The 20,348-nt window shown below is 68.8% G+C and carries 14 protein-coding genes and 1 pseudogene; 9 read left to right on the top strand and 6 right to left on the bottom strand.

Annotation, left to right across the window (positions count from 1 at the left end; translation table 11 throughout):
* Positions 1-2,035: 2,035 nt before the first annotated feature.
* The 5 genes and pseudogenes from BN2660_RS05680 to BN2660_RS05660 all read left to right on the top strand — a co-directional run bounded on the left by BN2660_RS05680 (position 2,036) and on the right by BN2660_RS05660 (position 6,273).
* The gene (locus BN2660_RS05680) at positions 2,036-2,911 is read left to right on the top strand and encodes a ParA family protein (RefSeq protein WP_255305049.1); all 876 of its coding nucleotides are present in this window, start codon (positions 2,036-2,038) and stop codon (positions 2,909-2,911) included.
* A complete protein-coding gene (locus BN2660_RS05675) occupies positions 2,911-3,879 on the top strand; it encodes a ParB/RepB/Spo0J family partition protein (protein ID WP_091228319.1) in 969 nt (322 codons plus the stop codon). The genes BN2660_RS05680 and BN2660_RS05675 overlap by 1 nt, the downstream gene beginning before the upstream one ends.
* A gap of 59 nt (positions 3,880-3,938) precedes the next feature.
* A pseudogene (locus tag BN2660_RS05670) lies at positions 3,939-5,390 on the top strand (sugar porter family MFS transporter); the annotation flags it as partial.
* Between the two features lie 9 nt (positions 5,391-5,399).
* On the top strand, positions 5,400-5,735 hold the full coding sequence (locus tag BN2660_RS05665) for a tryptophan synthase subunit alpha (protein WP_091228314.1): 336 nt from the start codon (positions 5,400-5,402) through the stop codon (positions 5,733-5,735).
* Between the two features lie 10 nt (positions 5,736-5,745).
* Positions 5,746-6,273 carry a GrpB family protein gene (locus tag BN2660_RS05660; RefSeq protein WP_091228312.1) on the top strand — a complete coding sequence of 176 codons (528 nt, stop codon included), beginning with the start codon at positions 5,746-5,748 and terminating at the stop codon, positions 6,271-6,273.
* A gap of 77 nt (positions 6,274-6,350) precedes the next feature.
* On the opposite strand, the gene trxA is transcribed toward BN2660_RS05660, so the two are convergent.
* From trxA to BN2660_RS05640, 4 genes are all read right to left on the bottom strand, one after another.
* Positions 6,351-6,674, bottom strand: coding sequence for a thioredoxin (gene trxA, locus BN2660_RS05655; protein WP_091228310.1), 324 nt, complete (start codon positions 6,672-6,674; stop codon positions 6,351-6,353).
* A gap of 67 nt (positions 6,675-6,741) precedes the next feature.
* Positions 6,742-7,716, bottom strand: coding sequence for a thioredoxin-disulfide reductase (gene trxB / locus BN2660_RS05650; RefSeq protein ID WP_091228891.1), 975 nt, complete (start codon positions 7,714-7,716; stop codon positions 6,742-6,744).
* A 102-nt stretch (positions 7,717-7,818) separates the two neighbouring features.
* Positions 7,819-9,432 (bottom strand): murein biosynthesis integral membrane protein MurJ, encoded by a 1,614-nt coding sequence (murJ, locus tag BN2660_RS05645; RefSeq protein WP_091228308.1) that lies wholly within the window; start codon positions 9,430-9,432, stop codon positions 7,819-7,821.
* Complete coding sequence (locus BN2660_RS05640; protein ID WP_091228306.1) at positions 9,425-11,560, bottom strand: DUF6049 family protein; 2,136 nt, start codon at positions 11,558-11,560, stop codon at positions 9,425-9,427. Before BN2660_RS05640 ends, murJ begins: the two co-directional genes overlap by 8 nt.
* Positions 11,561-11,667: 107 nt before the next feature.
* Between BN2660_RS05640 and BN2660_RS05635 the strand changes: the two genes are divergently transcribed.
* From BN2660_RS05635 to BN2660_RS05625, 3 genes are all read left to right on the top strand, one after another.
* A complete protein-coding gene (locus BN2660_RS05635; protein ID WP_091228889.1) occupies positions 11,668-13,200 on the top strand; it encodes a DUF7059 domain-containing protein in 1,533 nt (510 codons plus the stop codon).
* 40 nt (positions 13,201-13,240) lie between these two features.
* The gene (locus BN2660_RS05630) at positions 13,241-14,296 is read left to right on the top strand and encodes an LLM class flavin-dependent oxidoreductase (protein ID WP_091228304.1); all 1,056 of its coding nucleotides are present in this window, start codon (positions 13,241-13,243) and stop codon (positions 14,294-14,296) included.
* A 121-nt stretch (positions 14,297-14,417) separates the two neighbouring features.
* Entirely contained in the window at positions 14,418-16,421 is a 2,004-nt protein-coding gene (locus BN2660_RS05625; protein WP_091228302.1) for an MSCRAMM family protein, read from the top strand.
* A gap of 37 nt (positions 16,422-16,458) precedes the next feature.
* On the opposite strand, the gene BN2660_RS05620 is transcribed toward BN2660_RS05625, so the two are convergent.
* Together BN2660_RS05620 and BN2660_RS05615 are read right to left on the bottom strand one after the other, a co-directional pair.
* Entirely contained in the window at positions 16,459-16,920 is a 462-nt protein-coding gene (locus BN2660_RS05620) for an ASCH domain-containing protein (RefSeq protein WP_091228300.1), read from the bottom strand.
* Between the two features lie 25 nt (positions 16,921-16,945).
* Positions 16,946-18,703 carry an alkaline phosphatase family protein gene (locus tag BN2660_RS05615; protein ID WP_091228298.1) on the bottom strand — a complete coding sequence of 586 codons (1,758 nt, stop codon included), beginning with the start codon at positions 18,701-18,703 and terminating at the stop codon, positions 16,946-16,948.
* Between the two features lie 128 nt (positions 18,704-18,831).
* Here BN2660_RS05615 and BN2660_RS05610 point away from each other — a divergent pair, with 128 nt between their 5' ends.
* Complete coding sequence (locus BN2660_RS05610) at positions 18,832-20,259, top strand: CCA tRNA nucleotidyltransferase (protein WP_091228294.1); 1,428 nt, start codon at positions 18,832-18,834, stop codon at positions 20,257-20,259.
* Positions 20,260-20,348: the final 89 nt, after the last annotated feature.

Genomic DNA, 20,348 nt, shown 5'->3' with positions numbered 1-20,348 from the left:
CTCTCCGGGTGTGGGCTCGGTCCTGTTACTTCGTGAGCCGGGAGCCAGGACGTCCCGGTGTTTCACGTGAAACTCTCGCCCCGTGAGCACGCGCTGGTCGGGGCAGAGCGTCCGGCCGTAGGTTGCGACCGCACCCCTGTGTTGCCGAGACGCGAGCGCTCAGATACCTGATCAGGAACCTAGGGTCACTGGTTGGCGTTAGTAGGTAGGTGGGGAGCTTCGTGGTCGCCCCGACCTGATGGTTTGCGCCCGCAACGACGATTGCAATGTTTCACGTGAAACGCCAAGCGGTGAGTGGCTCGTCAGCGTCGCCACTCGCAGGGTTGTCGAGGATGGGGGCGGGTGGGCTAATGTGCGTTCGGAACGGCCCTTCCCCCAAGCGGGATGCGGGCCGCGGCTAGCCCTGACGGTGTGAGGCGTAGCGGCTAAGCGGGAAAGAGTGTTTCACGTGAAACATAGCCGAATGTGGAGTGAAGACGATACTTGACTTGCTATGGAGGAGGGGCCTGCAGCGAGGGCGTGGCACCGGAGGCGGTTGCTTGGCGGAGTAGCTCGGGGCTGGGGCTGGGGCTGGGCTCGGGCTGGGTTTGGGGCTCGGGCTGGTGCGCTTACTACTCGGGTGCGGCGAGCCAGCGAGCTCCTCGCCCAGGTCGGCTGGGTCACGGACCGGCCGCTCGGCAGCGTTTCACATGAAACACTCGGACGTGCTGGGCGTCGTCCATGTGGGGGAGGGCGCCATGCCGCCAGTGAGCTCGCATCTTGCTCGTGTGTTCAGCGCTCGATGGGCCTACTACCCCCTGTTCATGCAGTCCGCCAGACAAGATGAGCACCGAGCGGCCTTCGCGGTGTTTCACGTGAAACACCGGTCCATTCGGCAAGGGGTGGAATTACGGAGGCGGCGTAGCAAGGGATCGGTCAAGGTGACGTTGCAGTCTCTGCCGCCACCATCGTGAGACGACACGGGCCCGTGGGGCGGCCTCCGGGGTGAAAAACGTCCTGATTGTTGCGAATGCAGGCCCTCGTCGCGACGCAGTCGCCGGCAGGAGCACGTCAGAACGCCGCTGCGGCGAATCGAGTCCTCCGAAGGAGTAGGCGCTTGATGCGTGAACCGTCTGTGAACCGTGACTGAGGTCACTCGGCCGACGCGGTCTGTATTCGCGATTCGTATCAGCCGTCTCAGTCCTCCGCCTATGCGAGAGTTCTGGCGATGGGTGCACTCTGGCTCGCCCGCCCGGTCGAAGCGTTGGTTCCCGTGTTCGGTATGAGGGGTGAAGACGGACGATAGAGAACGCCCGGCGTTGCGAATGGGCAACTGCTGAGGAAGCTGTGACTCGGGTGCGGTCTCGACAGCCGATGTTTCACGTGAAACGTGCGTAGCTGCTGCCGCCAAGCGCCAACGGCGGCCGAGGACAGCTGCCGCAGACGAGGAGCCGGGCGGCGGGGCCGGCATGAGCTGCATGCGTCGCCCGACAGGTGTCGGACCTCGGTGGCTAGGGTACGGGGCGCTACCCCCACCCTCACCTCCTCGGATGACACCGCCGACGTTGGAACCCACGTGCTTCGTAGCTGCGGCAGACCGAGGTGAGAGCGCAGGACGGATCCGCGGGGGCACCTGGGGCACGAGTGGAACCGAGCGGACGACAGCGCTGACCTCAACGGCTTGGCGGCTGGATGGCGCGAGTACCGATGACTGGAATGTCTGGGTCAGGCAAGTCCGGACTCCTCATCACCCCTGCTGCGCACAATGGAGAATCACACGGACTTCTACGGTCGCGTCGCCCGAGTGGTCCCGACTGGACGTGACGCGTCCCATTCACTATCTCGCCGACAAGGTCGCTGATCTGTCGGGCAGCCCCAGCTTGTTTCACGTGAAACAACGACCAGCGGAACCGGATAGGGGAGGGCTCACTGCTCGCCAACCCATCCGCTGACCGGTGATGTCGGCGCGAGCGATTAGAGTGGAAGACGGCCCCGGAAGGAGTGGATGTTTCACGTGAAACAGTCCGAGAAAGCATCACCGAAAGACAGTTTCGGGATGGATACACCGCTCGCGCGGGAGCTCGCAGACCTGTCGGCACGCCGCCGGGTGCTGGAGGAAGTGAAGGTCGACTTCTCCGGAGAGACACGCGTCCTCACCGTCTCCAACCAGAAGGGCGGCGTCGGAAAGACGACGAGCGCCGTCAACATCGCATCCGCTCTCGCCGGCCTCGGTGCCAAGGTCCTCGTCATCGACCTGGATCCTCAGGGAAACGCCTCGACCGCCCTGGGTGTACCCCACAACGCGGACACTCCGAGCGTCTATGACGTCCTCATCGATGAGCTGCCGCTCGCGGACATCGTGCAGCAGAGCCCGGAGGACGAGAACCTCTTCTGTGCTCCCAGCACCATCCACCTGGCGGGCGCGGAGATCGAGCTGGTCGCGCAGGTCGCCCGCGAGCACCGCCTCCGCCGGGCACTGGACGACTATCTGGCCACGAACCCCGTGGACTTCGTCATCATCGACTGCCCGCCGTCGCTCGGCCTCCTGACCATCAATGCGTTCACCGCGGCGCGAGAGGTGTTCATCCCGATCCAGTGCGAGTACTACGCACTGGAAGGACTGAGCCAGCTGCTCGGCAGCATTCAGATGATCCAGAAGCACCTCAACCCCGACCTTCACCTCTCGACGATCCTGCTCACGATGTTCGACGGGCGGACCCGTCTGGCGCAGCAGGTGGCGGAGGAGGTGCGGACGCACTTCCCGGAGCAGGTGCTCGACACCGTGATCCCGCGCTCGGTGCGGGTGTCGGAGGCCCCGAGTTTCGGACAGACCGTGATCGCCTACGATGGGCAGTCGGCCGGCGCCGTCGCATACCGCGAGGCCGCCGTCGAGATCGCGTCGCGACACGCGACGCAGAGCAAGGAGAAATGATGGCGAAGCGCACTGGACTGGGCCGGGGGATCGGTGCCCTCATCCCCACCGCTGATCAGGCCGAGCGTCCTGTCGACGTGTTCTTCCCCGGCGCGAGCCTTCGTCCGGCCGTGGAGCCGGCCGTCTCCGAGCCGACAGAGACTGCGGATCTGGAGACCGTCCCCGGTATCCACCTCGTGCAGGTCGACCCGAACAAGATCGTTCCGAACCCGCGACAGCCCCGCACCCACTTCAATCCCGAGGACCTTGCGGAGCTCGTGCACAGCGTCCGGGAGTTCGGCGTCCTGCAGCCCGTCGTCGTCCGCAAGAACAGCGACGGCGAGTACGAGCTCATCATGGGTGAGCGTCGCACGCGCGCGGCTCGGGAAGCGGGTCTCGAAGCCATCCCGGCCATCGTGCGCGACACCGCCGACGAGGACCTGCTTCGTGACGCCCTGCTCGAGAACCTCCACCGCTCGGAGCTGAACCCGCTCGAAGAGGCATCGGCGTACCAGCAGCTGCTCGAGGACTTCGGCATCACCCAGGAACAGCTCGCCGCGCGGATCGGTCGATCGCGTCCGCAGATCAGCAACACCATCCGCCTGCTGAAGCTCCCGGTACCGGTGCAGCAGCGCGTCGCCGCAGGGGTGCTGAGCGCCGGTCACGCCCGCGCGATCCTCAGCCTCGACACCCCCGAGGCGATGCAGCGGCTCGCCGACAAGGTCGTGAACGAAGACCTCTCTGTGCGCGCCACGGAGGTGGCAGCGAAGACAGAGCCCGCCGCACCCGGACGCACCGCGAAGCCGACTCCCGGTGCTCGCCGCGCATACCTCGACGAGGTCGCGGGCAACCTCGGCGACCGTTTGAACACGCGCGTCAAGGTCTCGCTGGGTGCACGAAAAGGCCAGGTCATAATCGATTTCGCATCGATTCAGGACTTGAACCGCATCCTCAGCGAGCTTGGTGAATCGGGGTTCGGACCGGCGTGACGCCGCCCCGCACGACCTGAGCGCCCGTAGACTCGCGACATCGCCACGATGAAGGGGAGACGATGTCCACAGCGCAGACTCCATCAGGTTTCCAGCGACGAGTCATAGCGGTCAGCATCGCAGCTGCTCTCGGTGGCTTCCTCTTCGGCTTCGATACGGCCGTCATCAACGGTGCTGTCGATGCGCTGGCAGGGAACGTCTCGGGCTTCGATCTCGGCGTCGGGCTCAAGGGCTTCGCCGTCTCATCCGCGCTCATCGGCTGCGCGATCGGCGCATGGTTCGCGGGCCCCATCGCGAACAAACGCGGCCGCATCCCGGTGATGGTCGTCGCCGCGGCGATGTTCTTCATCTCCGCCATCGGGTCGGGTCTGGCGTTCAGCGTCGTCGACCTCATCATCTGGCGCGTGATCGGCGGTCTCGGCGTCGGCGCGGCATCCGTCATCGCCCCGGCGTACATCGCCGAGGTGTCTCCGGCGAAGATCAGAGGCAGACTGGGCTCGCTGCAGCAGTTGGCGATCGTCACAGGCATCTTCGCGGCACTGCTGTCGGACGCGCTCCTCGCCAACATCGCCGGCGCTGCCGATCAGCCCCTGTGGGGCCTCACCGCCTGGCGCTGGATGTTCATCGTCGAAGCCATCCCCGCACTCGTCTACGGGATCATGTCGTTGCGCCTTCCGGAATCGCCGCGATATCTCGTGCGAAAGGGTGACATCACTCGAGCATCCGAAGTGCTGCAGACCGTCACGGGCACCGTCGACGTGGACGCGAAGATCAAGGAGATCACGAGCACGATCGACACGGAGCGTCAGGAGTCGTTGCGCGACCTCCGAGGAAGCCGTCTCGGGCTGAAGCCGATCGTCTGGGTCGGCATCCTTCTGTCGGTGTTCCAGCAGTTCGTGGGCATCAACGTCATCTTCTACTACTCCACAACGCTGTGGCGGTCCGTCGGATTCGACGAATCCAGTGCGCTCCTCACGTCCGTGATCACCTCCGTCACGAACATCGTCGTCACCATCGTGGCGATCCTGCTCGTCGACAAGGTGGGCCGCCGCATCATGCTGCTCGTCGGCTCGGTCGGCATGACCGTGACGCTCGGACTCATGGCACTGGCGTTCTCGTTCGGCACACTCGACGCAGAGGGGACCGCAACCCTTCCGGACCCGTGGGCCACCGTCGCCCTGATCTGCGCCAACGGCTTCGTGGTGTTCTTCGGAGCCACCTGGGGTCCGCTCGTCTGGGTGCTGCTCGGGGAGATCTTCCCGAACTCGATCCGCGCAGGAGCCCTCGCGGTGGCCGCGGCAGCGCAGTGGGCCGCGAACTTCTTCATCTCGACCACCTTCCCGGTGTTCGCCGAGATCGGCCTGACGTTCGCCTACGGGTTCTACGCCTTCTTCGCCCTCCTGTCGTTCTTCTTCGTGTACTTCAAGGTGCCCGAGACCAAGGGCAAGGAGCTCGAGGAGATGACGGACGAGCTCAAGGTGGAGCGCCGCGGCACTCGCAAGGCGACGTAGGCTGGATGTATGACCGAGTCCGTCCCGCGCCGCGCAAGCCTCGAGGTTCTGCGCGCCGAAGCAGCGGACGAGCTCGCGGTGCTGATCCAGGAGCGACTGCTGGGCGGGGAGGATCCCTGGGAGTTCATGGAGGAGCTCCCCAGTGTCGATGAGCTCGTGGTCTACCTGCTGCGTGCCGACAACATCACCGCGAACGACGGTGTGCGACCCAATGCCGCGCGTCACTACCGTGTGCTCCGTCAGATCTCGCTGGAGTATCCCGAGCTGACGCCCGCCGTCTGGGGCCTGCTCGACGAGAAGCAGCGCCACCGCCGGTGGGATCCGTCCGTCGCCGACGCCTCCTGATCACCGCGCGATGCCTCGCATGCTCGTGACGTACGACCCGACCTGGCCGGATCGATTCGAGAGCATCGCCGCAGACCTGCGGGCGCGAGGGGATGCCGACTGGATCATCGAGCACATCGGATCGACGGCGATCCCGGGCATGCGCGCCAAGCCGATCATCGACCTGGCGATCAGGGTGGCCGATCTCGACGACCTCGAGGCGCACAGGCCGGCGCTCGAGGCTGCAGGGTGGCGGCAGGGGAGCGCTGTACGCACGCATCCGGTTCTGGTGCTCGAGATCGACGGCGTCCGCGCGGCGATCGCGCACTTCTTCGTCGCTGTGGAGTGGGATGCGGTGCACCAGCGTCTGCTCAGAGACTGGCTGCGTACGCACCCTGAAGACGCCGATCGGTACTCCCACGCGAAGTGCGATGCCGTCGCGGCCGCTGCGCGCGGACGATCGACGTACAACGCGGCGAAGACGCCGGTGATCCAGGAGATCGTCGATCGGGCGCGCGCGGCTCAGGGGCTGCCCTCGGTGCCGGTGTACGACAAGTAGCACCGCGGACCGAACGCCCCGGGGGCGCACGAGAAAGGCCGCCACCCCATGCGGGGTGACGGCCTTCAGAGGATCGATCAGCCGATGAACGCGGCGAGATCCTTCTCGAGCGCCGGCTTCGGCTTGGCGCCGATGATGGTCGTCTTGACCTCACCGCCGTGGAAGACCTTCATCGCCGGGATCGACGTGATCTGGTACTTCATCGCCAGCTCGGGGTTCTCGTCCACGTTGAGCTTGAGGATCGTGATCTTGTCGGGGTGGTCGGCCTGGATCTGGTCAAGGACCGGAGCGACCATGCGACAGGGGCCGCACCATTCCGCCCAGAAGTCCACCAGCACGGGACCGTCGGCCTGCAGAACGTCCTGCTCCCAGGTCGCCTGGCTCGTAGCCTTTGCACTCATCAGAGTTCTCCTTGATTCGAGGTTCGCCTGCTACAACAGCGGGCGGGGTGGATGTGTTCCCGAGGGCTCAGGCCGTGATGATCTCGGCGGCCTCGGCAGCCGGGAACTCGACCGAGACGTCTTCGAGATCCGCGAGGAAGTGCTCGGCATCCAGGGCCGCGACCGTTCCCGACCCCGCGGCCGTGATGGCCTGGCGGTAGGTGGGGTCGATCACGTCACCGGCGGCGAACACACCGGGCACCGAGGTGACCGACGAGCGTCCGTCGACCCAGATCGTGCCCTCTGCGGTCAGCTCGAGCTTGTCGTGCACGAGGTGCGTGCGCGGGTCGTTGCCGATCGCGATGAACAGGCCGTCGAGCGGAAGGTCGCTCAGCGTGCCGTCGACCGTGTTGCGCAGCTGCACACCGGTGACCGCGTCGCCACCGAGGATCTCGGCGACCTCGCTGTTCCACACGAACTCGATCTTCTCGTTCGCGAATGCGCGCTCCTGCATGATCTTCGAGGCGCGCAGCGTCTCCTTGCGGTGGATGACGTAGACCTTGTCCGCGAAGCGGGTGAGGAACGTGGCCTCCTCCATCGCCGAGTCGCCGCCGCCGACGACCGCGATCGTCTTCTCCTGGAAGAAGAAGCCGTCGCAGGTGGCGCACCAGGAGACGCCGTAGCCCGAGAGACGCTCTTCGCCCTCGATGCCGAGCTTGCGGTAGGCGGAGCCGGTCGCGTAGATGAGCGTCTGCGTCTCATGCACGGTTCCGCTGCCCAGCGTGACCTTCTTGACAGGGCCGGCGAGGTCGAGCTCGGTGACGTCGTCGTAGACGACCTCGGTGCCGAACTTCTCGGCCTGCTCCTGGAACTTCGCCATGAGCTCGGGTCCCTGGATGCCCTCGGGGAAACCGGGGTAGTTCTCGACCTCGGTGGTGTTCATCAGCTCGCCGCCGACCTCCACCGAGCTCGCGATGAGCAGCGGCTTGAGGTTCGCGCGCGCCGCGTAGATGGCGGCGGTGAATCCGGCGGGGCCGGAGCCGATGATGATGACCTGACGCATGTGCTCTCCGTGATCGGTGCGGTGTCCGCAGTGCTCGCGCACCACCGGACGTTCGACTGCTTCAACCAATGGTAACCGTGGGGCATTCCCCGGCCAGGAGACTCAGCGGCCGGGGAGGAAGCGGCGGAGCATGGTGCCGGCGGCCTTGAGCTCGGGAGCCCGCAGGAGGGCGAGGATGAGGACGTAGACGACCAGCACCACGAGCCCGACGATGCAGGTTCCCAGGGCGCCGAGGAGCTGGCTCTGCAGGGTCCATCCGTCGGGCCCGCCCATGAGGAGGAAGACGCCCCAGCCCGCGAAACCGGCGGGAACGGCAGCCAGGGCGAACCGCGCAATCGACAGCATGGAGGCGGCGAACTGGAGTCCGCCGATCTTGCGATGGAGCAGCCAGACCGCCAGGACGGTCTGCACGGTGCTCGCGAGCGATTGTCCGAGCGCGACCGCTGCCGCGAGGAGGCTTCCGGGAAGGACGTCGGACGTATAGAGGAACGATGCCAGCAGGGCGGTGCCGACCACGAGCGCGCACTGCAGGATCGTGAACCAGAACGGCGTGCGCGTGTCGTCGTAGGCGTAGAACGTGCGCTGCACGATGAACAGGATCGTCAGCGGCAGGAGCCCGATGAGGTAGGCGATCAGGACCGGCGCAGCGGCGAAGGCCTCGTCGGGTGAGCGGGTGAAGACGCGGGATGCCGGGAGCGTGGCGGCCGCGACGGCGGCGATCGCGGCCATGATGAAGAACACGAGCGTGCGGATGCTGCGGCCGATGTCGGCGCGCACCTCGTCGTCGCGTCCGGCTGCCGCGTGCTCGCTGATCTGCGTGAAGTAGGGCGTGCCGATCGAGAGCACGATGATCGAGTACGGGAGCATGAAGACGAGCCAGGCGTTCGCCATCACCGTGGTCGACGCGTCGGTGCCCGACACGGCGGTCGCGATGCTGGTCTGGAAGAACCCCGCGGCGATCCCGGCGAGAGCCATCATCAGGGTCCAGCCGGCCAGCCTTCCGACCGTGCCGAGGCCGGCGCCGCGCCAGCGGAAGTCCGGCCGCAGCGAGAGACCCGTGCGTCTCCAGAACACGAGCAGCACGAGTGCCTGGAGCGCGATGCCGAGGGTGGCGGTACCTCCGAGCATGGCCGTCATCTCGGGCGTCCACGCCGCGGCTCTGGTCGGGACGTCGCCGAACAGGGCGCCCAGCGCCAGGAAGCCGGCGATGGACACGACATTGTTGACGACGGGCGCCCACGTGAACGGGCCGAAGATCCGACGGGCGTTCAGTGTCTCGCCCAGCAGCGCGTAGATGCCGTAGAAGAGGATCTGCGGCAGGCACCAGTAGGCGAGAGCGGTCGCCAGGGCCCGCAGTTCCTGCTGCGTGTCGGACGTGGCGAGCGTGACCAGCGCCGGAGCGGCGAGCATGGCGATGGCAGTGCAGATCAGCAGCACCACCACTCCGAGCGTGAACATCTTCGAGATGAACGCCCCGCCGCCGTCGGGCTTCGCGGTGGCCTTCACGATCTGCGGCACGATCACGGCTGTCAGCACACCGACCGAGATCAGTTGGAAGACGCTGTTCGGCAGCTGATTCGCGACGGTGAACGCATCGGCCGCCTGCGAGATGGAGCCGAGGACGCCGACGAGGACGATGCTGCGCAGCAGACCCGTCACGCGCGACACCATCGTGCCGGCCGCGATGACGGCGCTGGCGCGGCCGAGACTACTCATTCGACTCCTCCGCCGGCGCGCGGACCGCGTCGGCATCCGTCTCTGCATCCTCAGGCTGTTCCGCGTCGGGCTGTTCCGCGGCCTCGCGACGCTTGCGGCGCACGGTGCGGATGAAGCCGAGTCCGAGCAGCAGCACGATGAGGCCGCCGAAGACGGCGAGGCCGATGGTCTCCCACTCCGCACGCACCGACACGCGCACGGTCTCGGGCTGGCTGATGGGCACTCCGGTCGGGCTGGAGAGCTCGAGGGTCAGGCTCACTTCGCCGCTGCCCACGCGTGCGGACACCGGCACCCGCACACGGGTGGTCGTTCCCGCCGGGATGACCCAGGGCGTCACGCGCTGGACGTCGAGGCGGGTGTCGCTCGGGAGCACCGTGAGGCGCACGTTGACCGGCCATGGCAGCTCGTTGCGCACGGAGAACGGCAGGTCGGCGTTGGCCGAGAGGAGCTGGATGGTGCTCGCGGGCGGGATGTCGACCGCTTCCAGGGTGTCGCGGGTCGCGGCCTCGACATCGGCCACGGCCTCCTCGAATCCCTCGCCGCTCAGGCCGACGGCGGTCGCGCGCATGATCTGGATGCGCTGGGGGCTCAGGAGGAGCTGCGGATCGTCGAGGATGGTCGCGAACTGCGTCAGCGGGCCCTCGCTCGCGAGCATCCCCTGCAGGGAGGTGGCGCGAGACGCGTCGGGCTCCGTCGTCAGCGCTGCCGTGGCTGCCGGGGCAGCGCGCACCGCTTCGAGCCCGACACCGAGGGAGTCGACCGCCGAGATCGTCTCCTTGAGAGCGTCAGCCGTACGGGCGTCGTCGCGGTCGAGACCGACGAGCAGCGGCGCGCCGCCGCTGGTCTGCCCGGAGAGGTAGAGGTGCGCGTTCGCTTCGGCGAACCAGTGCTGCCGGATCGCCGCGTCCTCTTCGCCGGCCGCGCGGGAGAGGGCATCGGATGCTGCGGCTTCGGCCACGAGGGCGTCGGATCCGCCGATCGTCGCATGCGCCCCGACTTCTCCGCCGACCGCTGTCGACGAGACGACGGTGGTGGCCGTTCCCCCGACATAGGCCGAGAACACCGAGAGATCGGCGGCGGACACGTCGCTGCGCGGCCACAGGATGCCCGGTACCGCGGCCTCGACGACGGACAGGTCTTCGTCATCGGGAAGCACCGGGCCATCGGTGGGTGCGGGTGACGGGACGGCGGTGGGAGTGGCTCCCGGGTCGACCGCTGTCGCGGCGAAGTTGCTGGGGTTCAGGAAGGGCGCCAGGGTCGTCGGCCGCAGGAGCTCGGGGAGGCCGGCCTGCGCCTGCGTCGTGGCATCCGCATCGCCGAACTGCAGTGCGAACCGCTCGTTCGGGAGACCGTCGAGCTGTCGCAGCCACTCCGTGGCCTGCGCGGGTGCGGCGGATCCGAGGGCACGGATGGCCGCGGGGATCGACGGGTCGATGGCGAGGATCGCCGAAGTGCCCGCGACGCCGTCGAGCGCGGCGGTGAGCGCGCCTTCTGCGGCGGTCAGCGCGGAGAGCTCGTCGGCGGTGAGCAGTGCGCCGTTCTCCGGCGTGGCGGTCAGGGGGACCATCACGGCGACGGGGGCCGAGGGAGCTGCTGTCACGACCAGCACGGTCGTGGAGGTCACGGCGTCGGCGTCGTCGTCCTGCGCATCGGCCAGACTCGCACGCAGCGGGTAGACGCCGGGAGCAAGGTCGCCGAGGCTCTCCTGGGCGAGGGGGAGGGTGCTGGTGACCGCGCCGTCGGGATCGACCGGTGAGACGGAGTCCGTGCCGATCTGCTCGAAGTCGCCGTCGGCCTTCGAGTCGTCGAGCCATGCCTCGACGGCCTGCTCGTCGGTGAGCGGCGTGCGGTTGAGCTCGACCGTGACCCGCCCGGCGGAGAGCCGGCTCTGCGAGTCGTTCTGCACCGTGACAGAAGCCGTGGTCGCGCTGCCGGGGGCGACCGTCCCGCGGACGCCGGCCGTCACATGCAGTTCGACGGGAGTCGTGTCGGTCACTGCCCCGTCGGCGGCGAAGGCACTGCCGGCCCCGGTGCCGCAGGTCGCGAGCACGATCGCGAAGACGACGGACCCGCGTGCCAGGCGGTGCAGGCGCGCGCGGAGGCCGTTCTCGAGGGTGGTCGCGGTCATGAAGGTCTTCCTCGAACGCCGGGAATCCGGGCTGCTCGTGAGTGGTGACCTTGCGATTCTAGGCGGGAGGCTGAGGGAGAACGCTGAAGACGCGTAGAGTGACGGCCGTGTCCGACGCCCCCGCTCCCGTGCCAGATCCGATCCTCAGCGCCGCGCTCGCCGCCGATCTCGACGCCGCAGACTTCCGGTCGGAGCCGCTGCGGCGCCTCTGGGGTGAGGAGGCCGACGATGCGCTGGCCCGGGGGATGCGTGAGCCGATCCTCCGCGCGATCGCCGATGACGAGGGCCCCCTGGCCACCCTCGGCCGTCTGCTCGTCCTGGGCATGCGGCAGCCCGCTCCCGCGGTCGCGGCGGCCCTGCCCACGCTCGGTGTGGGCGGGCTCGAGTCCCTCGGCCTCGGGCGAAGGGACGGAGAGACGGTCGTGGCGTCGGCTCTCGTGCGCCCGCAGTCGTTCGTCGACGCCGACGGCATCGGCGAGTGGTGGATCGCGAGCGATCTCGACGAGGTCGCTCTCGACGGCGTGCTTCCGGCCGACCACGTGCTGGGCGTCGGCGGCGCGTCTCGCACCCTGGCGGAGATCATCATGCCGATCGAGGTCGACCGGGCGCTCGACCTCGGCACCGGATGCGGCATCCAGGCGCTGCTCGTCGCTCGTCACGCGGGCTCGGTCGTCGCCACCGACATCTCCACCCGCGCGCTCGCCTACGCCGAGCTCAACGCCCAGCTCAACGGCGTCACCACGATCGAGTTCCGGTGCGGGAGCATGTTCGACCCCGTCGCCGGGGAGACTTTCGACCTGATCGTGTCGAACCCTCCCTTCGTGATCACACCGCGGGTGGAGGGAGTGCCCGAATACGAGTACCGCGATGGTGGACTCGTCGGCGATGCGCTGGTCGAGCAGTTCGTCCGGACGGCCCCGTCGTTCCTGAACCCCGGAGGAGCGGCGCAGCTGCTCGGCAACTGGGAGTCGCGGGGAGGACAGCCGGCGCTGTCGGGGCGTGCGGGTCTCGACCGTCTCGCCTCGTGGGTGGCCGACGACCTCGACCTGTGGGTCGTGCAGCGCGAAGAGCTCTCGCCCCTCGGCTACGCGGAGCTGTGGATCCGCGACGGCGGCACGACGCCGCGCGATGCGGCCTTCACTCCGCTGCTCACGGCCTGGCTCGACGACTTCGAGGCCCGTGGGGTGAGCGCGGTGGGGTTCGGCTACATCCTCGTCCGGCGCCCCGCCGCGGATGCGGCCGACATGCCGCCGATGCGCCGCCTCGAGCGGCTGTCGCAGCCTGTGTCGAACGTCGGCGGCGCGCTCCGCGCGGGCATGGCGGCCCACGACCTGCTCGGCCACGGCCTGCCGGAGGCCCTCGTGACCGCATCCGATGTCACCGAGGCTCGCCACCTGCTGCCGGGCAACGACGACCCGAGCATCATCGAGCTGCGCCAGGGCGGCGGCTTCGCCCGCACCATCGCGGTCGACCCGGCGCTCGCCGCCTTCGTCGGGGCCTGCGACGGCGAGCTGACGGTGATGCAGATCGTGGCGGCGATCGCCGACCTGTTCGAGGTGCCGCTGGTCGAGCTCTGGGCGGACCTCGAACCGCGCATCCGCCAGCTCGTCCTCGACGGACTGCTGCTGCCCCGCGGATGACGTCGGAATACGCCGCCGCATTCATGCGTTCGAATACACCATGAAGGCTTTCGGATTCCTCTCGTTCGGGCACTACGCCGACGTGCCCGGCTCGGCGACCCGCACGGCGGGCGACATGCTGAAGCAGACCATCGAGATCGCCGAGGGTGCTGACGAGCTCGGCGTCAACGGCGCGTACGTGCGCGTGCATCACTGGGCACGGCAGGCGGCGTCTCCGATGCCCCTGCTCTCGGCGATGGCGGCCCGTACGGAGCGCATCGAGGTCGGCACCGGCGTGATCGACATGCGGTATGAGAACCCGTTCCAGTTCGCCGAGGAGGCGGCTGCGCTCGACCTCATCGCCGACGGGCGCATCGCACTGGGGGTGAGCCGCGGTTCACCCGAGACGGCCCTGCGCGGCTACGAGACGTTCGGCTTCCACGACGAAGAGGACCCGGAGCGCGGCAGCACCATCGCCCGCGAGAAGTTCGACCTCTTCCTTCGCGCGATCGACGGGGAGGGCATCGCCCCCGGAGACCCCCGGATGGTGGGCGCGGGTCGGTACCTCGCGATCGAGCCGCAGTCGCCGACCCTGCGCGACCACGTCTGGTGGGGCTCGGGGTCGCGTTCCACCGCCGAGGAGACGGGCCGCAAGGGCCTCAACATGATGAGCTCGACGCTTCTCACCGAGGCCACCGGCGTGCCGTTCCATGAGCTCCAGCGCGAGCAGATCGACCTCTACCGCGCCGCGTACAAGGAGGCCGGTCACACCGGCACGCCGCGGGTGTCGGTGAGCCGCAGCGTGTTCCCGCTCGTCTCCGACATGGACCGGGCGTACTTCGGGCTTCGCAGCGAGGAGAACGCCGACCAGGTGGGCATCATCGACGGCTTCCGATCGACGTTCGGGAAGACCTACGCGGCCGAGCCCGACGTGCTCGTCCGGCAGTTGCTCGCCGACGAGGCGGTCATGGCCGCCGACACCCTGATGCTGACCATCCCCAACCAGCTCGGGCCGGAGTACAACCTGCACGTCCTCGAGGCCTTCGCGGAGCATGTCGCGCCGGCCCTCGGATGGAAGCCGAACGCCGAAGGACCCGTGCAGGGAGACGCGATCTGATCGATCCGGCGGCCGGCTGGCTCTGAGGCCCGGGCACGCTGACGCCGAGGGGCGGATACGAGGCGCAGCGGCCTCTCCCCGAACCTCGACGCGCCCAGCGGTATCCCGATACTCTGGCCGCATGCGCGCGCGGAAGAGCGGAATCCTGGCCGGAGCAATCATCCTCGTCGCGGTGCTCGTCGGCGCGATCCCGGCCGCCGCCGCGACCACGACCGCATGGGCGACCTGGCAGCCGCTGACCGGCACCGGCGGGGCGTTCACGACCACCGTGCAGGTCGCGGACCAGCCCGCCGTGACCGCGACGATGACGAGCGATTCCCGAGCCGGTCAGGTCGGCATCATCTCAGGAGCCACGAACTGGCTCGCGGAGGGGACGCCCGTCGGTGCGAAGTACGGCACCAGCGTCGGTCAGCAGTACCTCAACCTGCGGCCGAAGGCCGACAGCGCGACGAGCCCGTCGACGACGACGTATTCGTTCGCGACGCCGACTCCGGCATCCGGGTGGACGTTCGTCCTGGGCGACATCGACGCCGACGCCGTGCGGATCCAGGCCGTCGGCGCGAACGGTCAGGTGCTGACGGCCGACGAGCTGGGATTCAACGGCGGCTTCAACTACTGCGCTCCGGGGATCGCGGGCAAGCCCTCGTGCACCGGCAGCGCGGCCGACGTGCCCTCGTGGGACCCCGCCACCCAGACCCTGACCGGCAACGCGGCCGCGGCGGACACGAGCGGAGCCGCGGCCTGGTTCGAGCCATCGGTGCCGATCACGTCGCTCAGCCTCATCTTCACCCGCCGCTCCGGTTTCCCGGTGTACCAGACGTGGTTCGCGTCGATCGCGCGCGACATCACCGGAACGGTCACGGATCAGGCCGAGGGACCGCTCGAAGGCCTCGCACTGTCTCTCATCGACGGCAACGGCACCGTGGTCGGATCGACGACCACCGCAGCGGGCGGCGTGTACGCGTTCACCGGTTTCGTCGCCACCGCCGGATACTCCGTGCGGGTCACGCCGCCGGACGGCAAGATCGCCGTCGGGACCACGGCGCAGCCTGTGGACCTGACGGAGGATGACGCGGTCGCCGACTTCACCGTGCGCGACATCGTTCCCGTGGCGGTGTCGGGCCGGGTGGTCGACGCAGACGGGCAGCCGATCGGCGGGGTGACCGTCACCGTCGACGGAGTGCAGACGACCACGACGGATGCCGACGGCGGCTATCTCTTCGACGCGGTGCCGATCGGTCCGCACTCGGTGCTCGTGACGCCGCCCGCCGGATACAGCACCGCCGACCCGATCGAGCCGCTCGTGGTGCCGGAGGACAGCGAGGTGCCGATCACGATCGACGACTTCGTGCTGTTCGAGAATCCTGATCTCAGCGGCACCGTGCGCGCCGTCGGCACCGGCGTCGCGGGCGTCACGATCACGGCCGCCGACGGCGAGGATGTCGTCACCGCCGTCACCGACGCGAACGGCGCCTACCGGTTCCCGAGGCTCCCGGCGGGCGAGTACGAGATCACCATGACCACCCCGGGAGGCTTCGCCGCTGCGGGACCGGTGACACGCACCGAGAGCGTGACCACCACGGATGTCGCGGGCGTCGACTTCGAGCTGGCTCGCCTGGGCTCGGTCGCAGGGGCCGTGCGCGATGAGGACGGCGCGCCGGTGGCCGGAGCGACCGTCACCGTCGGAACGGGCGAGGGCTCGCAGCAGCTGACCACGGATGCCGACGGCGGGTACGGCCTGGCCGGCCTGGTCCCCGGCACCTACACGCTGACGATCGCCGCTCCGGCGGGGACGACGATCGTCGGGCCGGCGACACTCACCGTGGTCGTCACGGCGGCCGGCGAGACGTTCGTCGATCAGGACTTCACGCTCGCCGCGGCGGTCGTCGTGCCTCCGACGGATCCGCCCACGACCCCGCCGACTGACCCCACGACGCCGGCCGACCCCACGACGCCGCCCGCCACCGGGGGTGCGACCGACGGACGGCTGCCGGCGACCGGTCTCGCGCCCGAGACCTTCGCCTGGGCGGCGGTCGGAGGAGCGGTGCTCGTGCTGGGTATCACGCTCCTCGGGATCTCGCGCCGACGCGCCCGCCGTGACGATGATGCACCGGGCCGGGGGTGACGGAGGACGCGACCGCCCCGATCAGTCCCCTCCCCGATCAGTTCGGATGGATGACCCGGAACCGCTCGCAGACCACCGGCATGTCCGGCGCGAAGCCGCGCGGATTCTCCGAGTGGGCGCGCCAGTATCTCTCGTGCACCGTCCGCCAATGATCGAGGGTGCGGTCGCCCTCGCCTTCTGCATGCGCGTGTTCGGCGGTGACCCGGTCGAACGGAACGGTGACGACGTCCGTCGTCTCGAGGACCGCGCGCGGCACACCGGAACCGTCGAGGACGATGCTGAGCTCACCGACTCGGGGCACAGGGTCGAGGGTCGCTTCGTAGTCCCAGAGCGACGAGGCGGTGCCCGTCTTCCTTCCCTCGAGGACGAGAGCCAGCAGGTCATCGGCGTGCGCGGGGGTGGCACCGAACGCCCAGGCCTCGGGTGGTGCTTCGGGCAGCGTCGGCTCGGAGTCGCGCACGTCTCGCCAGAAGGCGACTATCGAAGCAGCATCGTTCATTTTCCCAGCCTAGAAGCGGATGCCGTCAGGACCCCTTCGGAGGACCGAAGAGCTCCTCTCCATGCTGGTGAAGAAGGCGATACGCGTCGGCGAACGTCTGCGGCTCGGGCTCTTCGGGTCGGCCGTACTTCGCGATCAGCAATCCGAGCAGGCCGCGCGCCGGGGGCGTAAGGGGCTTCAGCTGCGCGGGACTCCCGGGCGCGGGCTCCGAGCGCTCGGGGTTGGGCGGCGTATAGGCCGGAGTCGTCACGGGCCAATCCGCAGGATGCCGCGGCTTGTCCAGGTTGACGACGGTGAACAGCGTGTTGGCCGACTGGTCACGATCGTTCAGGGGCGCGAGCCCGTGCAGCCTCGACAGCGTCGCGGTGACGGAGCCGTGGTGCATCTCGTCGTGGATGATCGAGCCGCGCTTCGTGTACGCCGACACCGCGATCGCCGGCACCCGGCATCCGAGCCTGTCGAAGGTGAAGCCCATCTCTCCGGGCTGCGCGTCCTTCGTCGGCGGTGTCGCTGCCGGCGGCGGCACGTGGTCGTAGCATCCGCCGTGCTCGTCGAACGTGATGAGCAGCAGGGTGTTGACGGCGTTGGACCCCGTCGGCGATGCGCTCGTGCGCACCGCCTCGTAGATGTCGTGGACGAGCCGATCGCCGGCCCTGACGTCGGAGATCGCGCTGTCGTACACCTCCTGACCGTCGACCTCGCCCTCGCGCGGTGATCCGAACGGCGGGTGGAAGTCGTTGTGGTCGTAGACCATGCGCGGCTCGATGAACGCGTACGCCGGAAGCGTGCCGTTCTTCGCATCCGCATAGAAGTCCTCCATGGTGCCGAAGTGCTCGGTGCGCCAGTACTTCTCCAGCACCGCGGCGTGCAGCATCCCCGTGTACGAGACGAGCTGCAGCTTGTCGATGTAGATCCGCCAGCTGAGCTTCTTGTCCTCGAGCCGGTTGAACACCGTCGGCGCGGCCGGCGCGTCGAGCCACTTCCGGAATCCGACGCCCCCCTGATTCGTGACGTACCCGTGCGAGGTCGAGGCGTGGAAGAACGAGCGATTGCAGAAGGTCTGAGACGGCACGGCCGCGTACCAGTGGTCGAACACCGCGAACTCCGCGGCGAGGGTCGAGAGCACGGGCAGCATCGCGGGGGAGAACGACCCCATGATGTGCGCCGCCTCCTCGGGCTTCGGCGCAGTGCCGCCCTTCAGGCGACGGAAGTTGATGATGTAGTCCTCGAGGAACCCCGACATCGTCGCCTTCTCGCCGTTCGTCGGAGCGTTGAAGGGGGCCGTCATCTGCTCGGCGAAGAGGTCGGCGTTGCCCTTCGGGTCGACGGTGCCGAAGATCTGGGTGTTGACGTGCGGATACTCCTCGCCGGGATCCGGGTCGGGGTAGCTCATGATCCGGTCGGTGTCGCCCCGGTACACGTGCGCGTCGACGGTCGTGCCGTCGGATGCCGTGTTGCTGTGCGTGCCGAACGCGAGGCCCTCGAACTTCTCGCCCGCCGGCAGCGTGTCCGTCGAATACAGGTAGCCGAGCAGGTTGTCGAAGGACCGGTTCTCGCCCATCACGACGACGATGTGGTCGAACCCCGGCTCGCTGCGCGGCGTCAGTGCGGCGAACGGGTCGGGATCAGACGTGAAGCCGTCGCGGCCGCCGGCTGCGACCGTGGCGCCGATGGCCGCGCCGCCGACGCCGCCGATCACGGCTCCGGCGAGGGCCGCACCGCCCATCTTGAGGAACCCGCGGCGCGAGGTGTCCGGAACGCCGGGGGACTCGTCTTCGCTCATGGGGCGATCCTAGGGCGGCGCCGGGCCGGGCGCACCAGGTCGCTGCCGCGCCCCCGCGGCACCTCTGACGCCGTGCCCCGAAGAGCCCCGCCGAGGGTCGGCATCGTGCCCCGGGTACGCTGGAACCCATGCTCAACATGGCCGAAGGCCTCTCCCGTCTCGGGGCGCTCGCCGAGGATCCGGTCGTCCGCACCCTCGCTGATGCCTTCGCCGCGGCGGGCTTCGACCTCGCCGTCGTCGGGGGTCCGGTGCGCGACGCGCTGCTGGGTCGGCCGACGCATGACCTCGACTTCACCACCGACGCGCTGCCCGACGACATCCTGCGCATCGTGAAGCCGATCGCGACCGCCCACTGGGACATCGGTCGCGCGTTCGGCACGATCGGTGCTCGCGTGCAGGGCGAGCAGGTGGAGATCACGACCTACCGCGCCGACAGCTATGACGGCACGACACGCAAGCCGACGGTCGAGTTCGGGGACACGATCGAGGGCGACCTGACGCGACGGGACTTCACCGTGAACGCGATGGCGCTGCGCGTGCCCGCAGTGACGCTCGTCGACCCCACCGGCGGCGTCGAGGACCTCGTCGCGGGAGTCCTCCGCACCCCGACCGATCCGCAGGTGTCGTTCGGGGACGACCCGCTACGCATGCTGCGCGGTGCGCGATTCAGCGCGCAGCTCGCCTTCCGTATCGAGGACGCGACGTCGGCGGCGATCGAGCAGCTGCGCGGCACCCTCGCGATCGTCAGTCCCGAGCGTGTGCAGTCGGAGCTCGTGCGCCTGATGCAGACGGACGATCCGGTGCGCGGCATCCGCGTGCTGGTCGACACGGGCCTGATCGAGGAGTTCCTCCCGGAGGTCAGTGCGCTGCGTCTCGAGGTCGACGAGCATCACCACCACAAGGACGTCTACGAGCACTCGCTGACCGTGCTCAGCCAGGCCATCGGGCTCGAGCGGTCGCGCCAGCCGGGCGCTGCGCCCGACGTCGCCCTGCGCATCGCGGCCCTGCTGCACGACATCGGCAAGCCGCGCACGCGCAAGCTCGAGGACGGCGGAGCGGTCTCGTTCCACCACCACGACGTCGTCGGATCGCGCATGGCCCGCAAGCGCCTGCAGGCCCTGCGCTTCGACTCCGCGACGACGGATGCCGTGGCCAAGCTCATCGAGCTGCATCTGCGCTTCTTCGGATACGCCGAGGGCGCCTGGACGGATGCCGCGGTGCGGCGCTACGTGCGCGACGCCGGCGACGAGCTCGAGCGGCTGCACATCCTCACCCGCGCCGACGTGACGACGCGCAACAAGCGCAAGGCGGCGCGGCTGGCGAGCGCGTACGACGACATCGAGTCGCGCATCGCGACGCTGCGCGAGCAGGAGGAGCTCGACTCGATCCGCCCCGAGCTCGACGGCAACCAGATCCAGACGATCCTCGGCATCGCTCCCGGTCGCGAGGTCGGCGAGGCGTATCGCTTCCTGCTCGAGCTGCGTCTCGACGAGGGCGTCATCGGGCCGGATGCCGCCGAACAGCGCCTGCGGGAGTGGTGGGCCGCTCGGGCCTGAGCCGGGTCACCTCTGGGGCTCGTCACTCCTCCGATTCGTCCGCCCCAGCCGCCTGCCCCGGGGCCAGCTGCCCCAGGGCCGCCTGCCCG

Origin of the sequence: Microbacterium sp. 3J1, from assembly GCF_001049495.1 — a bacterium.
GTDB lineage: Bacteria > Actinomycetota > Actinomycetes > Actinomycetales > Microbacteriaceae > Microbacterium.
The sequence above is the reverse complement of the archived record's forward strand: the minus strand, read 5'-3'. Positions and strand labels throughout refer to the sequence as shown.